The sequence below is a fragment of the Streptomyces sp. NPDC107522 genome (assembly GCF_055657525.1).
In genome coordinates this window covers 45,739-62,157 of sequence record NZ_JBVKAU010000011.1, presented here as the reverse complement: position 1 = coordinate 62,157, position 16,419 = coordinate 45,739, and the positions used below count along the sequence as shown (strand labels likewise).

The following is a 16,419-nucleotide window of genomic DNA, read 5'->3' as shown; positions in this document are numbered from 1 at the left end:
CCGTACGACACGAAGGTTCTCTACTGCCATGTCTGAGACAACTGGTGCCAGCTACGCAGCCGCGGGCGTCGACATCGAAGCGGGCGACCGCGCGGTCGAGCTGATGAAGGAGTGGGTGAAGAAGACCCAGCGCCCCGAGGTCCTCGGCGGCCTCGGCGGTTTCGCCGGCCTCTTCGACGCCTCCGCCCTCAAGCGCTACGAGCGCCCGCTGCTCGCCTCCGCCACCGACGGTGTCGGCACCAAGGTCGACGTCGCCCGCCAGATGGGCGTCTACGACACCATCGGCCACGACCTGGTCGCCATGGTCATGGACGACATCGTGGTGTGCGGTGCCGAGCCGCTGTTCATGACCGACTACATCTGCGTCGGCAAGGTTCACCCCGAGCGGGTCGCCGCCATCGTCAAGGGCATCGCCGAGGGCTGTGTGCTGGCCGGCTGCGCCCTGGTGGGCGGAGAGACGGCCGAGCACCCCGGTCTGCTGGGCGAGGACGACTTCGATGTCGCCGGTGCCGGTACGGGCGTCGTGGAGGCCGACCGGCTGCTGGGCGCGGATCGCATCCGTACGGGTGACGCGGTGATCGCCATGGCGGCGTCCGGCCTTCACTCGAACGGGTACTCGCTGGTCCGGCACGTCCTGCTGAACCAGGCCGGTCTCGCCCTGGACGCACGGATCGACGAGCTGGGCCGCACCCTCGGCGAGGAGCTGCTGGAGCCCACCAAGATCTACTCGCTGGACTGTCTGGCCCTCACCCGCACCGCGGACGTACACGCGTTCAGCCACGTCACGGGCGGCGGCCTCGCGGCCAACCTGGCCCGGGTCGTGCCGGACAGCCTGCACGCGATCGTCGACCGCTCCACCTGGACCCCGGCCCCGATCTTCGACCTCGTCGGCAAGACCGGCTCCGTCGAGCGCCTGGAGCTGGAGAAGACCCTGAACATGGGCGTCGGCATGATCGCGATCGTGCCGCAGGAGTCCGCGGACGTGGCCCTGGCGACGCTGGCCGACCGAGGCGTGGACGCCTGGGTCGCGGGCGAGATCACGGACAGGGGTGAGCACACCACTGGTGCCGCCCTCGTCGGTGACTACGCCAACTGATCCCCGCAGGCAGCACAGAACCCGGTCGGTGACCGACGGTCACCGACCGGGTGAGTGCTCAGTGCAAAGTCAAGCGCCGCGACGCTGTTGCGAGGAGTCCCCGTCTTCGTCGTCGTCGTCCTCGTAGAGGTCGGCGTACTTCGAGTACAGGTCGTCGTCGTCCTGCTCATCGTCCTCGAAGCGGTCGCCGTTCGGCGACTGGTTCGACGTCGATGCGCCCAGCTCTTCAGCCAGGCGTGAGAGGTCCGTCCCACCGCTGTTGTACTTCAGCTGGCGGGCGACCTTCGTCTGCTTGGCCTTGGCCCGGCCGCGCCCCATGGCTCGACCCCCTCAACGACGGGGCTCGACGGCCCCAGAGTCTGACACGCGTTCATGATCCGGAACGGACTCTCCGTGGAGAGGCCGGTCCGTAGGGCTTCCACGGTACCTGAGCCCGCGCCCATACGGTACGTCGCCCGCAGCACAGGCGTGTGCCCAGGACCTTCGAGGTGCCCTGTCCTCGCTGGTCAACCGCGATTTTAACCACTTATTGGCGGTCGACCCGCCGGTAAGAGTGAGAGTTCTCTCCAACTGCCCACCGGCGGGTACCGGCCAATCCGTGTTAGGGACACCGGCGCGGCGGATCAGCGCGCCCCGCGCGCCTCCGCCATCCGCTGCTCGGCGATCCGGTCGGCCGCGGCGGCCGGCGGAATCCCGTCTGCCTTCGCACGTGCGAATATGGCCAGCGTGGTGTCGTAGATCTTCGCGGCCTTCGCCTTGCACCGGTCGAAGTCGAAGCCGTGCAGCTCGTCGGCGACCTGGATGACACCGCCGGCGTTGACCACGTAGTCGGGCGCGTAGAGGATCCCGCGGTCCGCGAGGTCCTTCTCGACGCCCGGGTGCTCGAGCTGGTTGTTGGCGGCGCCGCAGACGATCTTCGCCGTCAGCGCGGGCACGGTGTCGTCGTTCAGGGCCCCGCCGAGCGCGCAGGGCGCGTAGATGTCGAGGCCCTCCACACGGATCAGGGTCGCGGTGTCGGCGACGGCCGTCACGCCCGTCGGATGGGCCGCGAGGATCCGGCCCACGGCCTCCTCGCGGACGTCCGTGACGACGACCTCGGCGCCCTCCGCGCGCAGGTGCTCCACCAGGTGGTGGCCGACCTTGCCGACGCCGGCGATGCCGATCTTTCGGCCGCGCAGTGACGGGTCGCCCCACAGGTGCTGGGCGGAGGCGCGCATGCCCTGGTAGACGCCGAAGGCGGTGAGCACGGAGGAGTCGCCCGCGCCGCCGTTCTCCGGGGAGCGTCCGGTCGTCCAGCGGCACTCGCGCGCCACGACGTCCATGTCGGCGACGTACGTACCCACGTCGCAGGCGGTGACGTACCGCCCGCCGAGCGAGGCCACGAACCGGCCGTAGGCCAGCAGCAGCTCCTCGGTCTTGATGCGGTCCGGGTCGCCGATGATCACGGCCTTGCCGCCGCCGTGGTCGAGCCCGGCCATGGCGTTCTTGTACGACATCCCACGCGCGAGGTTCAGCGCGTCGGCGACGGCCTCTTCCTCGGTCGCGTACGGGTAGAAGCGCGTACCGCCGAGGGCGGGGCCCAGGGCGGTGGAGTGGATGGCGATGACGGCCTTCAGGCCGCTGGCGCGGTCCTGACAGAGCACGACCTGCTCATGACCCCCCTGGTCCGAGTGGAACAGGGTGTGCAGGACGCCGTGTGTTACGTCGGTCACTGTGGTGACTCCTGAGTACGTTGCGGCGGTTGGAGCGAGCTCCCGTACGGGTGGCGGGTGCTGTGAGCATGAGATTAGACCCGGAAGCGCCTCTCCAACCCGCAGTGCTCAGGATCACCTACTCCCGGAGTACAGCCGTGCGACGATTTGCATAGTTTTCCCGCCACTTTGTGAGCGGGTTTCGCAGGTTTTCCTGGCAGACGGCGGGGGAGGGAGCAGGCGTGCCCAAGGTGTCCTCGGTGATCGTCCCGTACGCGACCTATCTGCGCGTGTACGAGCCGCTGGCCGCCTTCCCGGAGCCGGAGCGCAGCCACTGGGCGCGCTACGCCCGCCGCCCCGACCGCCCCTCGTACCAGGACGAACTGCGCCGCTCCCTGGCCGACTTGCTGCCCACCCCGCCGATCCCGGTCCCCGTGCACGAGAGCAGCGACGCCTTCGTGCTGGAGGCCGACGGGGTGCTGTGCGTGTGCCCGTGGCGGACCCGGCTGCGGGGCTGGCAGGCGCTCGGGGAGCTCGCCGAGGAGCTGCCGAAGCCGGTGCTGGAGGCGGTGCTGCCGGAGGTCGTACGGCACCAGGCGGCCCAGGACTACGAGCGCTGGCTGGCCCGCAACCCGGACGCCCGGCCCTGGATCCGCACCTCGACCTGGCAGGTGCCGCTGCACTGGTTCGTGCTGGTGTCGGACGAGGAGCGGCGCTTCGAGAAGGGCTCGGGCGAGATCCCGCCGATGCTGCGCTACCGGACGCCGATGGTGCAGGCGCGGCGGCGGGTGGCGCGGGCCCTGCGGACGCTGAAGGAAGCCATCGACGAAGGGCCGCTCATCGACGGCCTGGTGGACGTCGGGCGCTGGCTGGAGGAGTTCCATCCGCGCTCCCTGGTCGAGCTGGACTACGGCGGCCTGGTGCACACCCTGCCGACCGGCGAGCTGGAGGACGACCACTCGGCGGCCGATGTGGCCGACGGCATCGAGGCGCTGCGGCTCGGCGACGGGGCGGCCGCGGGGGCGGCCTACGCACGGCTCGTGGAGCGGTGGCGGGCGGTGCGGGACCGCCGGTCGGCGAACTGAGCGTCCGGACTGAGCGTCCGGACTGAGCGGTCCAATGTGATCTGGCGCACTCTGTGATGTAACGAACTGGCGTTTGACGGGCCGCCCGTTTTGGGGTTTCGTGCTCGCTCTGAGGTTCCTGATGTGCCGTCAACAAGGGACGTAGGTCCCGATCCGGGCGTATGCATCAAGGATGCGCCAACGCGCGTAAGGGTGACGGACGGCACGTACGCGACTCTTGCGCCCCTAACCCCTCCTCGTGCCAAAATAGGACAAGGAGTCCGGGGAGGGCTCTAGCTCGACATTGCACGCTTTGGGGGGTCTTGAGACTCCTGCACGCCACTGTGACTGATCGTCACAGTGGCGTGACTGTCCGCTATGGCATGGTCCATCGGCTTCCGTCGCTGATGAACACCTGGGAGGGCAATTCCATCGGTTTGGCCGACGCGGCTGGACAGATGGTGTAGTTGTAGTGCCGAGGACAAGCCGTTCGTCCTATAACCGACTCGACTCGCGTCCGCCATTTCGGGCAACGCGGGTCAAGGTGCAGAATTTAGAGGAAAGAACCGAGAAGGTTCGGTTCTCCCGAGGAGGCCGCTCATGACCGCTCGCACCCCTGATGCCGAGCCGCTGCTGACCCCGGCTGAGGTCGCCACCATGTTCCGTGTGGACCCGAAGACGGTCACGCGGTGGGCGAAGGCCGGGAAGCTTACTTCCATCCGTACGCTCGGCGGACACCGCCGTTACCGCGAGGCTGAGGTCCGCGCTCTGCTCGCGGGCATCCCGCAGCAGCGCAGCGAGGCCTGAACAACTGCATAACCGGGCAAACCGGCAGTTCCCCCAACTTGCCGCAGCGCCCGAACTCTAGCTCCAAGCGACGCGGGTTCTGCCCCAACAGAGCCCACGCCCAAGCCGATCAGAGCTCTTCAGGCACGTAACAAGGGTGCGTCGTCGATCGCGCTGGACTCCGCCGGGTCCAGCGCGATCTTTTTTGTGTGCGGAGCGTGTGCCGGCCGGGGTCCCGTGGGCAGCCTTGTCGGACTCTGGGGAGGGCTGTCGGATCTCCTGTGGAGTCGCCCATGGGCGGCCCTTGGGCGGTCTTTGAGTGGCCCCTGGGCGGCCCTTGGATGGCCCATGGGTCGTCACTGAGCGTGTGCCGGGCGATCGCTGGAAGCTGGTGCAATTGCACATATTAAATTGACCAGTTGTAGGCAGGGTGTAAGTACCGCGCTTCCGGAAACTCATGCGGTGACACCCGTCACACAGCCCGGTGCTTGTTGCCTCCGGCCTATGTGCGCTAAAGGGAGACGCACGTTCCAGCGCCCCATCGGCGCACGGGAGTTGACGTTCGCGAGGGGGTCAGGCAGTGGAAGCGGTTTCGTCCTCGGTGACCTCGACAGGAGCCGTCCGAGGGGTGCTCGGCGCGGAGTCCAGCGCCAGGCGCAGCAGGTGGCGGCAGATCGGGCAGTGGCGGGTGAGGTGCCGCCGATAGGACGAGGCGGCCGACAGGTGCGCGCGGAGCAGCGCCCGCGTCTCGTGCCTTGCCGATGCCGCCATACGCCACCTCCAGGGGCACACGGGGAAGGTGCCCTGATTTCTGGGTACCGAGCGAATGTGACTCCGTCAAGGTGGCGGGGGGGCTCCGCCGGTTGCGCCGCGTTGTGAGCGCCGGGACCCGCCGTGGCCGAAGCATGCACCGGGACATGCAGAAGGCCCGCCCCCTTGCGGGGAACGGGCCTTCTGTCTTGCTGCGGTCCTGACGGGATTTGAACCCGCGGCCTCCACCTTGACAGGGTGGCGAGCACTCCAAACTGCTCCACAGGACCAGGTTTCGCTGCGCCATTCGTGCGTTGCGCTGCGAGAAGAGACTCTACAGGAGGGTGAGCCCCCTGGTCGAACTCACCCTGCGTGCGCATCCCGTTACGGCGCCAGCGCGTCGATCGCCTTCACGATCCGCTTGTCGGAGATCGGGTACGCCGTGCCGAGCGCGTGGGCGAAGTAGCTGACGCGGAGCTCCTCCAGCATCCAGCGGACGTCCAGGACCTGCTGCGGGACCGGGCGGCCCTGCGGCATCTGCTCCAGGAGCCAGGCGTACTCGTCCTGCATCTCGTGGACCTTCTCCATGCGCGTCGTGTCGCGCTGGACGTTCGTCGGCATCTGCTGGAGCCGGCGGTCCACCGCGATCAGGTAGCGCATCAGATCGGGCAGCCGACGCAGGCCCGCCTCCGTCACGAAACCGGGCCTCACAAGGGCGTCCAGCTGCTTACGGACGTCCGTGAGGTTCGCGAGCAGGGCAGGGCTGCGTACGGCCTTCAGACGGCGTTCAGCGGCCTGCCAGGCGGCGAGGACCTGCTGCACCTGGCCCACCGTACGGACCGTCGTGTCGACGATCTCGGCACGCACCTTGTCATACAGCTTCCGGTACGACTCCTCGTCCCACGCGGGGCCCCCGAAGTCACCGATCAGCCTGTCCGCCGCCGCCGTCGCGCAGTCCTCGAACAGGGCCTGGATCGAGCCGTGCGGGTTGGCGGACAGGGCGAGCTTCTGGGCGTTCGTCAGGCGATCGCTCGCGAACTTCGCCGGGTTGACCGGGATGTTGCGCAGGATCAGGCGGCGCGTGCCCTTCCACATCGCCTGGGCCTGCTCCGCCTCCGTGTCGAAGAGACGCACCGAGACCGTGTCACCGTCGTCCACCAGCGCCGGGTACGCCTTGACCGGCTGACCGGCCCGGCGGGTCTCGAAGACGCGGGTGAGGGTGCCGATGGTCCAGTCGGTCAGGCCCTTGCGCTCCAGGGACTCCCCGCCCTCGCGGGACGCGGTGGCCGCCGCGGCCTGGGAGAGGGCCTTGCGCGCCTTCGGCTTCAGACGCAGCTTCAGGGCCTCCAGGTCCTTGTCCTCGGCCAGCTTGCGGCGCCGCTCGTCGACGATGCGGAAGGTGATGCGCAGGTGGTCGGGGACCTTCGACCAGTCGAAGTCGTCCGCCTCGAAGGGCACACCGACCATGCGCTTGAGCTCGCGGGCCATCGTCGCCGTCAGCGGCTCCTGCAAAGGCACCGCCGTGTCCAGGAACCGCTTCGCGAAGTTCGGCGCCGGCACGTAGTTGCGGCGGATCGGCTTCGGGAGGGAACGGATCAGCTCCGTCACCAACTCCTCCCGCAGACCCGGGATCTGCCAGTCGAAGCCCTCGTCCGTGACCTGGTTGAGGACCTGGAGCGGGATGTGCACCGTCACACCGTCCGCGTCCGCGCCCGGCTCGAACTGGTACGTGACACGGAACTTCAGCTGCCCCTGCCGCCACGAGTCCGGGTAGTCGGCCTTCGTGACCGCCTCCGCCGACTCCCGGATGAGCATCTCGCGCTCGAAGTCCAGGAAGTCCGGCTGCTCATGCCGCTTGCGCTTCCACCACGAGTCGAAGTGGGCGCCCGAGACGACGTGGTCGGGCACCTTCTGGTCGTAGAAGTCGAACAGCGTCTCGTCGTCGACGACGATGTCCCGGCGCCGCGCCCGATGCTCCAACTCCTCGACCTCGCTGAGGAGTCTGCGGTTGTCGGCGAAGAACTTGTGGTGCGTGCGCCAGTCGCCCTCGACGAGGGCGTTGCGGATGAACAGCTCGCGACTGACCTCCGGGTCGACACGGCCGTAGTTCACCTTGCGCTGCGCGATGATCGGGACGCCGTACAGCGTGACCTTCTCGTACGCCATCACCGCCGCCTGGTCCTTCTCCCAGTGCGGTTCGGAGTACGTCCGCTTCAGCAGGTGTTCCGCGAGCGGTTCCACCCACTCCGGCTCGATCCTGGCGTTGACGCGGGCCCACAGGCGGCTCGTCTCCACCAGCTCCGCCGACATCACGAAGCGCGGGGGCTTCTTGAAGAGGGCCGAGCCCGGGAAGATCGCGAACTTGGCGTTGCGGGCGCCCAGGTACTCGTTACGGCCGCCGTCCTTGCGGGCACCGGGACCGGAGTCCTTGGACTCCTTCACGTCCTTCATGCCGATGTGGGACAGAAGTCCGGCGAGGAGGGAGACGTGGATGCGGTCGGCCGGGGCGTCCTCCTCGTTGAGGTGGATGCCCATCTGCTTCGCGACCGTGCGCAGCTGGGTGTAGATGTCCTGCCATTCGCGAATGCGCAGGAAATTCAGGTACTCCTGCTTGCACATCCGCCGGAAGGAGCTCGATCCCCGCTCCTTCTGCTGCTCGCGGATGTAGCGCCACAGGTTGAGGTACGCGAGGAAGTCGCTGGTCTCGTCCTTGAAGCGGGCGTGCTGCTGGTCGGCCTGGGCCTGCTTGTCGGCGGGACGCTCGCGCGGGTCCTGGATGGAAAGCGCGGCCGCTATGACCATGACCTCGCGCACACAGCCGTTCCTGTCCGCCTCCAGGACCATGCGGGCCAGACGCGGGTCGACGGGGAGCTGGGCGAGCTTGCGGCCGGTGTCCGTCAGCCGCTTGCGTACGTCCTTCTGCGTCGGGTCCAGCGCGCCGAGCTCCTGCAGGAGCTGCACACCGTCGCGGATATTGCGGTGGTCCGGCGGGTCGATGAACGGGAACTTCTCGATGTCGCCGAGGCCGGCCGCGGTCATCTGCAGGATGACCGAGGCGAGGTTCGTACGGAGGATCTCCGCGTCCGTGAACTCCGGGCGGGCGAGGAAGTCGTCCTCGCTGTACAGCCGGATGCAGATACCGTCGCTGGTCCGTCCGCAGCGGCCCTTGCGCTGGTTGGCGCTGGCCTGGGAGATCGCCTCGATCGGCAGCCGCTGCACCTTCGTGCGATGGCTGTACCGGCTGATCCGGGCGAAGCCGGGGTCGATGACGTACTTGATGCCCGGGACCGTGAGGGACGTCTCGGCGACGTTCGTAGCCAGAACGATCCTGCGCCCGGTGTGGGGCTGGAAGACGCGGTGCTGCTCGGCGTGGGAGAGACGGGCGTAGAGGGGGAGGACCTCGGTGAAGCGATAGTTCTTCTTCACCAGCGCGTCGGCCGTGTCCCTGATCTCCCGCTCCCCCGAGAGGAAGACGAGGATGTCGCCCTTGCCCTCGGCCTGGAGCTCCTCGACGGCATCGCAGATCGCGGTGATCTGGTCGCGGTCGGCGTCCTCGGAATCCTCCTCCAGGAGCGGCCGGTACCGCACCTCCACCGGATACGTCCGCCCGCTGACCTCGATGATCGGCGCGTCGTCGAAGTGCCGGGAGAACCGCTCGGGGTCGATGGTCGCCGAGGTGATGACGACCTTCAGGTCCGGCCGCTTGGGCAGCAGCTGCGCCAGATACCCCAGCAGGAAGTCGATGTTGAGGGACCGCTCGTGGGCCTCGTCGATGATGATCGTGTCGTAGGCGCGCAGCTCGCGGTCCGTCTGGATCTCGGCCAGCAGGATGCCGTCCGTCATGAGCTTGATGAAGGTGGCGTCCGGGTTCACCTGGTCGGTGAAACGGACCTTCCAGCCGACGGACTCGCCGAGCGGCGTGTCCAGCTCCTCCGCCACCCGCTCCGCCACCGTACGGGCGGCGATACGGCGCGGCTGGGTGTGCCCGATCATGCCGCGGACGCCACGCCCGAGCTCGAGGCAGATCTTCGGGATCTGGGTCGTCTTCCCGGACCCCGTCTCACCGGCGACGATCACGACCTGGTGATCGCGGATGGCGGCCGCGATGTCGTCCTTCTTCTGACTGACGGGCAGCTGCTCGGGGTACGTCACCGCAGGCACACGGGCGCGCCGCGTGGCGATACGCTCCTCGCCCCTCGCGACCTCCGCCTCGATCTCGGCCAGCACGGCGGCTCGCGCCTCCGGCTTACGGATCTTGCGCGCACCTTCGAGCCGCCGACCGAGCCGGTGCGCATCGCGCAGCGAGAGCTCGGTCAGGCGGGGGGCGAGGGCGCCGAGGGCCGGGGTACCGGGGGCAGGGTGCGTAGACATACGCGATCCAGGATCTCATCCCGACGAAATCCGAGGCGAACGCTTTTGCTTCCCCGCTCCCCACCTCGCTCCCGGGTAGCAGATTCACACCCGCCGACCCACACCCCTCAGCCCCAACCCGAGCGTTCGAGTCCAGGTCACCAGTACGAGTAATCACCGGAAAGAGTGATCGACTGTCGATCCCCAGATCGAACCCTCGACGTGATCTAGATTCCTGCCCGTGAAGCTCGTGATCCGCGTGAAACTCGTGCCGACGCCCCAGCAGGCATCAGCACTGCAGGCCACCCTGCGGGCCTGCAACGAAGCCGCCAACCACGCATCCCGACACGCCTTCACCACCGGCACCAAGCGCAACCGCGAACTACGCGCACAGACCTACACCCGGATCAAAGAACGCTGGCGCCTGGGGGCCCAGGCCGCCCAGCACGTCATCAAGAAGACCTGCGACGCGTACACAGCACTCGCGGGCAACCTCAGAGCGGGAAACCTCGGTCGTCCCGGCTCCAAACGCCACACCCGCGCCACCACCAAACCGATCACCTTCCGCCCCGACGCCGCACAGCCCTACGACGACCGCATGCTCTCCTGGCAGACAGAGCAGCGAACCGTGTCCATCTGGACCGTCGAAGGACGCATGAAACACATCCCCTACATCGGGCAGGAGGAACAACTCCTCCTCCTTGCCCACCGACGCCAGGGCGAGTCCGACCTGATCCAGCAGAACGGCCACTGGTACCTGCTGGCCACTATCGACGTACCAGAACCCCCCGAAAACTCCTCACCACAAGGATTCATCGGCGTCGACCTCGGCATCGAGAACATCGCCACCACCTCCACCGGCAAGCGGCACAGCGGCCGACAGATCAACCGCACCCGCGAAAACGACCGCCGACTACGACGCGACCTCGACAAGAAGAACACCCGCTCGGCCAAACGACGAGCCAAACGCCATGCCGGCAAACAGGCACGGCGCACCCGCGACATCAACCACAAGATCAGCAAGCACATCGTGGCGGAGGCACAACGCACCGGCCGTGGAATCGCCCTCGAAGACCTGAGCGGCATCCGCGAACGGGCACGGCTGAAGAAGCCCCAACGCGTCACGATCAGCTCCTGGGCCTTCCACCAGCTCGGCTCCTTCATCGCCTACAAGGCACGCAGGGCCGGGGTCCCCGTGGTCTACGTCACTGCGGCGTTCACCAGCCAGGAATGCTCCCAGTGCCATCACATCGACAAGCGCAACCGGCCCCACCAGGCCGTGTTCGCCTGCAGGTCCTGCGGCTTCGTTGAGCACGCCGACCTGAATGCGTCCCACGTCATCGGCCAACGCGGCTGGTGGGTGTGGGTCTGCGGGGCCGAGTCACAGGTCCCTGTCCTCACGCTCGTGGCCTGAGGACTGGATGCGCCGGTTTCCGCCGAAGCCATCGGTGGGCCGAGCTGCAAGCCGGGGAGGTATCTGCCCGGTAGCGGACGCGGACGCTCGTACAGCGAGATATGCGACACACAAAAGGGCCCCGATCTGAAGATCGGGGCCTCAATTGTGGCTGGGGCCGGGGTCGAACCGGCGACCTATCGCTTTTCAGGCGATCGCTCGTACCAACTGAGCTACCCAGCCGTCAAGGCTTTTTGCAAAGCCTTTGCGGTCCTGACGGGATTTGAACCCGCGGCCTCCACCTTGACAGGGTGGCGAGCACTCCAAACTGCTCCACAGGACCAAGCGATGTGTACGACAGTGTCGCACACCGTACTGCGTGCCCCCAACGGGATTCGAACCCGTGCTACCGCCTTGAAAGGGCGGCGTCCTAGGCCGCTAGACGATGAGGGCTATCGGCCCGCCTGGGCGCTTCTCAGCGCGTCGGGGACGTGAGAAGCATATGGGATGGCGGGAGGTATCGCCAAAACGGTTTACGGGGAGGGGGTGGGTGAGGGGACCGTGGGGCTTGGTGAGTCGGTCGCGCCCGGTTGGTTCTCCTCCACCAGGTGGCGGCGTACCTCCGCCGTCGTCAGGCCCAGGCCGCCCAGTTCGATCTCGTCCCAGGCCTGGAGGCGGCGGGTGTCGCGGTCGAAGTAGAGGATCGAGGTCTGGATGGGGTCGGGGTGTTTGCCTTCCACCGCGCGCAGGCCGCTGCCGCCGGTGGAGCCCTCGATGCGCAGGCGGGTGCCGTAGGGGAGGAGCTCCGTCTCCTGGTGGTGGATGTGGCCGGCCAGGACCAGCGGGACCTCGCCGTCCGTCTGGCGGGCCGCCACCGGTTCGTGGGCGACGGCCACGTCGACGGGGGTGCCGGCGTCCTTCTGGTCGCGCAGGGACGTGGCCAGGCGGGCGCCCGCGAGTTCGTTCGCGGCGTCGCCGCCGGGGATCTGGGTGCGGTCGGGGGTGAACTGGGGGTCGCCGATGCCGGCGAAGCGCAGGCCCGAGATCGTTTTCGCCTTGCCGTCGTCCAGGACGTGGACGTTCTTGAGGCCTTCCAGGTAGCGCTGGGTGACGCGGGAGTCGTGGTTGCCGCGGACCCAGACGTAGGGGGCGCCGAGGTCCTCGATCGGGTCCAGGAAGCCGTTCTCGGCGGCCGTGCCGTGGTCCATGGTGTCGCCGGAGTCCACGATCACGTCGACCTTGTACTGGTCGACCAGCGAGGCGATGATCTTCCAGCTCGCCGGATTGAGGTGGATGTCGGAGACGTGCAGGACGCGGATCGTCGACGGGTCGGGCGCGTAGGCGGGGAGTGTGGAGGTGGCGTCGTAGAGCTTGGTCACGTTGGTGACCAGGCGGGCCAACTCCTTCTGGTAGACGTCGAATTCGGTGACGATGCTGCGTGCGTTGCCGACCAGGGACGGGGCGGAGGAGAGCAGGCCTGAGAACTTCGGTTCCAGGACCGATTCGGGGTTCCAGGTGGCGAATGCCGTGCCGCCCGAGGCTGCCAGGAGGGTGAGGGCGAGGCCGCCGGCGGCGAGGGCGCGGCGGGGGCGGCGGTAGACGGCGAGGCCGAGGGCGGTGGCGCCGGAGACGACGGCGACGCAGGAGCGCAGGGCGAGGTCGCGGGTGCCGTGGGCGACGTCGTGGGCGACCTCGTCCTGGAGGCCGGAGAGGCGTTCGGGGTGGTCGACGAGGGCCTGGGAGCGGGCGGGGTCGAGCTGGTCGACGTTGACGTCGAGGCGGACCGGGGCGATGTGGCTGTCCAGTTGGAGGGCGCCGAGGGGGGAGACGTTGATCTTCGTGCCGCCGGTGAGGGAGGGGCGCAGGGTCATCGTCGTGTTCATGGGGCCGACGGGGACGCGTACGTTGCCGACGATCAGCAGGCCGAGCCAGGCGCCGAGGAGTACGACGGTGATCAGGCCGAGGGCGCGGCCCCAGGGGTGGGGCTGCGCGACGAGTTCTGGTGTGGGGAGCGGGCGGCGGGTGGCGATGGGGGTCCCCCCGCGCGAGGTTGTTCGAGCGTGGGGGAGGCGGGCGAGGGCGCGCGGGGCCCTGGGGAGGTGACCGATGACTTTCAGGACTGCGGCGGGGACGCGGGCCATTGGTCCCGTATGCCCAAGTGCGGCGGCGGATATGCGGGGCTGTTGGCGGCTCCTGTGCGGGGCTGTCGTACCCGACAATGGGCGTGTGCTGGAGATGACGCGCGAGGAGTTCGAGGAACTGGTCGCCGAGGCGCTGGACCGTATCCCGCCGGAGCTGACGCGGCTGATGGACAACGTCGCGGTGTTCGTGGAGGACGAACCGCCCGCGGATGATCCCGAGCTGCTCGGGTTGTACGAGGGGACGCCGCTGACCGATCGCGGTGAGTGGTACGCCGGGGTGTTGCCGGACCGGATCACGATCTACCGGGGGCCGACGCTGCGGATGTGCGAGTCGCGGGAGGAGGTCGTCGAGGAGACCGAGGTGACGGTGGTGCATGAGATCGCGCATCACTTCGGGATCGACGATGCGCGGCTGCATGCGCTCGGGTACGGGTGAGTGGGGCTTCGTGGGCCTGTGAACCTGTGAATGCGGGGCGCGTGTCCTCTTGTGGGCGGCGGGAGTTGGGCAGGTTGACTTCTTCGCCCGCCCTTGGAGGTGGCTCCCGTGCGCCGCTTGTACGTACCCGTCCGTCTGGCCGCCACGGTCATGGCCGTCGCTGCTGCCGCCGGCTGCATGAGCGTGGGCGACGACGGCTCAGGTGGGGGTGCGAAGCCGTCGCATTCCGCGGGGCAGCGGGGCGGTGAGGCGCCCGATGGTGGGTCGGCCGTGTCGGGGGGTGGGTCGGGGGTCGGGGCTCGTGCGGAGGACGGCAGGCGGGACGGGAAGGGGAAGGGCGGCAGGGGCGGGAAGGAGAAGGGTGCCGAGGAGTCCGCGTCTGCTTCGGCTTCGCCGTCGGCGGACGTGAGTGCGTCCGCTTCCGCGGGGGGCAAGCCGGCGCGGCCGGGGGCGACGGAGAAGCCGGGGCCCACCCGTACGGCCGAGCCGACGCCTACCCGGACGCCGGATCCGGTGCCGACGCCGACGGAGCAGCCGACGTCCGCCTCGCCGACGCCCACGCAGGCGGAGCCGTCGTCGTCGGCGCATGAGCAGACGGGGCCGCAGCTGGGGCAGCGGGAGCCGGCGCCGGCCGCGGGGGCGCCGGCGTGAGGGAGGGCCGGTGGGGATGCCGGGGCGGTGGTACGTGACGTTGCCTACACCGGCGGCACTCGGTTTGCCTTGGGGGGCCGGGGGTGCGTATGGTGGTAGATCGTTTGATCCCATTTGCCCGGCGCCACTGCAGAGCGCGCCGTGTGGCGCGTACTCTCCCTTGCCGTGGCGGACCGCATTGAGGCGGTCGTATTGCGAATCACGGAGTTGACGGGCGCGTGCCGACGAGACTCCGGAAGGTTTCGCATACGCATGTCCATTTCCAGTACTGATCACGTCGTCGTGCCCGAGAACGAGGCCGCGGTGGACGTTCCCGAGGTCACCTTCGCGGACCTCGGTCTCCCCGAGGGCGTCGTGCGCAAGCTCGCGCAGAACGGCGTGACCACCCCCTTCCCGATCCAGGCCGCGACCATCCCGGACGCCCTGGCCGGCAAGGACATCCTGGGCCGCGGCCGTACCGGCTCGGGCAAGACCCTGTCGTTCGGTCTGCCGGCGCTGGCCCGCCTCTCCGGCGGCCGCACCGAGAAGCACAAGCCGCGTGCCGTCATCCTCACCCCGACCCGTGAGCTCGCGATGCAGGTCGCGGACGCGCTGCAGCCGTACGGCGACCAGCTCGGCCTGAAGATGAAGGTCGTGTGTGGCGGTACGTCGATGGGGAACCAGATCTACGCCCTGGAGCGGGGTGTGGATGTCCTGGTCGCCACTCCGGGTCGCCTCCGCGACATCATCAACCGTGGCGCCTGCTCCCTGGAGGACGTCGAGGTCGCCGTTCTCGACGAGGCCGACCAGATGTCCGACCTGGGCTTCCTGCCCGAGGTCACCGAGCTGCTGGACCAGGTGCCGGCGGGCGGTCAGCGGATGCTGTTCTCCGCGACGATGGAGAACGAGATCAAGACCCTCGTCGACCGGTACCTGAAGGACCCGGTCAGCCACGAGGTCGACGCCGCGCAGGGTGCCGTGACGACCATGTCGCACCACATCCTGATCGTGAAGCCCAAGGACAAGGCGCCGGTCACCGCCGCGATCGCCTCCCGCAAGGGCCGCACCATCATCTTCGTCCGCACCCAGCTGGGCGCGGACCGTGTCGCCGAGCAGCTGCGGGACGCCGGTGTGAAGGCCGACGCGCTGCACGGCGGTATGACGCAGGGCGCGCGGACGCGGACGCTGGCCGACTTCAAGGACGGGTACGTCAACGTGCTCGTCGCGACCGATGTCGCCGCGCGCGGTATTCACGTGGACGGCATCGACCTCGTGCTGAACGTCGACCCGGCGGGTGACCACAAGGACTACCTGCACCGGGCCGGCCGTACGGCGCGTGCGGGGCGTACGGGCACGGTCGTGTCCCTCTCGCTGCCGCACCAGCGCCGCCAGATCTTCCGGCTGATGGAGGACGCGGGCGTCGACGCCTCGCGTCACATCATCCAGGGCGGTGCCGCCTTCGACCCGGAGGTCGCCGAGATCACCGGCGCCCGTTCGATGACCGAGGTGCAGGCCGAGTCGGCGGGCAACGCCGCTCAGCAGGCCGAGCGTGAGGTGGCCCACCTCACCAAGCAGCTGGAGCGGGCGCAGCGGCGTGCCGCCGAGCTGCGTGAGGAGGCCGACCGGCTCGTCGCCCGCGTGGCGCGCGAGCGGGGCGAGGACCCCGAGGCCGCGGTGGCCGAGGCGCAGGCGGCCGTGGTGGCCGAGGCCGTCGAGGTTTCCGTGCCCGAGCAGCCGGGGGCGCAGGACGTCGACAAGGCGGAGGCTCCGGCGTACGAGCGTCGTGAGCGTCGGGACAACGACCGTGGTTTCGAGCGTCGTGACAACGACCGTGGTGGCTTCCGCCGGGACGACCGTCGCGATGACCGTGGTGGGCGTTCCTTCGAGCGTCGGGACAACGACCGCGGTGGGTTCAACCGTGACCGTGGCGACCGTGGTTTCGAGCGTCGTGACAACGACCGTGGCGGCTTCCGCCGGGACGACCGCCGCGATGACCGTGGTGGGCGTTCCTTCGAGCGTCGGGACAACGACCGCGGTGGGTTCAACCGTGACCGTGGCGACCGTGGTTTCGAGCGTCGTGAC

12 protein-coding genes and 4 tRNA genes are annotated in these 16,419 nt (G+C 68.7%); 7 read left to right on the top strand and 9 right to left on the bottom strand.

Annotation, left to right across the window (positions count from 1 at the left end; translation table 11 throughout):
• Positions 1-28 precede the first annotated feature (28 nt).
• The gene (gene purM / locus ACZ7L6_RS29730) at positions 29-1,096 is read left to right on the top strand and encodes a phosphoribosylformylglycinamidine cyclo-ligase (protein WP_471929148.1); all 1,068 of its coding nucleotides are present in this window, start codon (positions 29-31) and stop codon (positions 1,094-1,096) included.
• Positions 1,097-1,165: 69 nt separating this feature from the next.
• Here the strand turns inward: purM and ACZ7L6_RS29725 are convergent, their stop codons facing one another.
• Both ACZ7L6_RS29725 and ACZ7L6_RS29720 read right to left on the bottom strand, forming a co-directional pair.
• Positions 1,166-1,414, bottom strand: coding sequence for a DUF3073 domain-containing protein (locus ACZ7L6_RS29725; RefSeq protein WP_433043169.1), 249 nt, complete (start codon positions 1,412-1,414; stop codon positions 1,166-1,168).
• A gap of 305 nt (positions 1,415-1,719) precedes the next feature.
• Positions 1,720-2,808, bottom strand: coding sequence for a Leu/Phe/Val dehydrogenase (locus ACZ7L6_RS29720; protein ID WP_471929146.1), 1,089 nt, complete (start codon positions 2,806-2,808; stop codon positions 1,720-1,722).
• A gap of 221 nt (positions 2,809-3,029) precedes the next feature.
• Between ACZ7L6_RS29720 and ACZ7L6_RS29715 the strand changes: the two genes are divergently transcribed.
• Positions 3,030-3,872: a DUF8083 family protein gene (locus tag ACZ7L6_RS29715; protein WP_471929144.1), complete on the top strand. Its 843-nt coding sequence runs from the start codon at positions 3,030-3,032 to the stop codon at positions 3,870-3,872.
• A gap of 579 nt (positions 3,873-4,451) precedes the next feature.
• Positions 4,452-4,658, top strand: a complete 207-nt coding sequence (gene bldC / locus ACZ7L6_RS29710; RefSeq protein WP_003949541.1) for a developmental transcriptional regulator BldC — start codon at positions 4,452-4,454, stop codon at positions 4,656-4,658.
• Positions 4,659-5,210: 552 nt separating this feature from the next.
• Here the strand turns inward: bldC and ACZ7L6_RS29705 are convergent.
• The 3 genes from ACZ7L6_RS29705 to hrpA all read right to left on the bottom strand — a co-directional run bounded on the left by ACZ7L6_RS29705 (position 5,211) and on the right by hrpA (position 9,758).
• The gene (locus ACZ7L6_RS29705; RefSeq protein WP_471929142.1) at positions 5,211-5,408 is read right to left on the bottom strand and encodes a DUF6274 family protein; all 198 of its coding nucleotides are present in this window, start codon (positions 5,406-5,408) and stop codon (positions 5,211-5,213) included.
• Between the two features lie 194 nt (positions 5,409-5,602).
• Positions 5,603-5,677, bottom strand: a tRNA-Asp gene (locus ACZ7L6_RS29700).
• Between the two features lie 94 nt (positions 5,678-5,771).
• On the bottom strand, positions 5,772-9,758 hold the full coding sequence (gene hrpA / locus ACZ7L6_RS29695; protein ID WP_471929140.1) for an ATP-dependent RNA helicase HrpA: 3,987 nt from the start codon (positions 9,756-9,758) through the stop codon (positions 5,772-5,774).
• A gap of 220 nt (positions 9,759-9,978) precedes the next feature.
• Between hrpA and ACZ7L6_RS29690 the strand changes: the two genes are divergently transcribed.
• A complete protein-coding gene (locus ACZ7L6_RS29690; RefSeq protein ID WP_471929138.1) occupies positions 9,979-11,151 on the top strand; it encodes an RNA-guided endonuclease InsQ/TnpB family protein in 1,173 nt (390 codons plus the stop codon).
• A gap of 148 nt (positions 11,152-11,299) precedes the next feature.
• Here the strand turns inward: ACZ7L6_RS29690 and ACZ7L6_RS29685 are convergent.
• The 4 genes from ACZ7L6_RS29685 to ACZ7L6_RS29670 form a co-directional block, all read right to left on the bottom strand.
• A tRNA-Phe gene (locus ACZ7L6_RS29685) sits at positions 11,300-11,373 on the bottom strand.
• 25 nt (positions 11,374-11,398) lie between these two features.
• Positions 11,399-11,473, bottom strand: a tRNA-Asp gene (locus ACZ7L6_RS29680).
• A 37-nt stretch (positions 11,474-11,510) separates the two neighbouring features.
• A tRNA-Glu gene (locus ACZ7L6_RS29675) sits at positions 11,511-11,583 on the bottom strand.
• An 80-nt stretch (positions 11,584-11,663) separates the two neighbouring features.
• Positions 11,664-13,271 carry a metallophosphoesterase family protein gene (locus ACZ7L6_RS29670; RefSeq protein ID WP_471929136.1) on the bottom strand — a complete coding sequence of 536 codons (1,608 nt, stop codon included), beginning with the start codon at positions 13,269-13,271 and terminating at the stop codon, positions 11,664-11,666.
• A gap of 85 nt (positions 13,272-13,356) precedes the next feature.
• Between ACZ7L6_RS29670 and ACZ7L6_RS29665 the strand changes: the two genes are divergently transcribed.
• The 3 genes from ACZ7L6_RS29665 to ACZ7L6_RS29655 all read left to right on the top strand — a co-directional run.
• Positions 13,357-13,707: a metallopeptidase family protein gene (locus tag ACZ7L6_RS29665; RefSeq protein WP_211362888.1), complete on the top strand. Its 351-nt coding sequence runs from the start codon at positions 13,357-13,359 to the stop codon at positions 13,705-13,707.
• Positions 13,708-14,112: 405 nt separating this feature from the next.
• Entirely contained in the window at positions 14,113-14,358 is a 246-nt protein-coding gene (locus ACZ7L6_RS29660; protein ID WP_471929134.1) for a hypothetical protein, read from the top strand.
• A gap of 252 nt (positions 14,359-14,610) precedes the next feature.
• On the top strand, positions 14,611-16,419 hold a 1,809-nt coding region (locus ACZ7L6_RS29655; RefSeq protein WP_471929132.1), incomplete at its 3' end, for a DEAD/DEAH box helicase.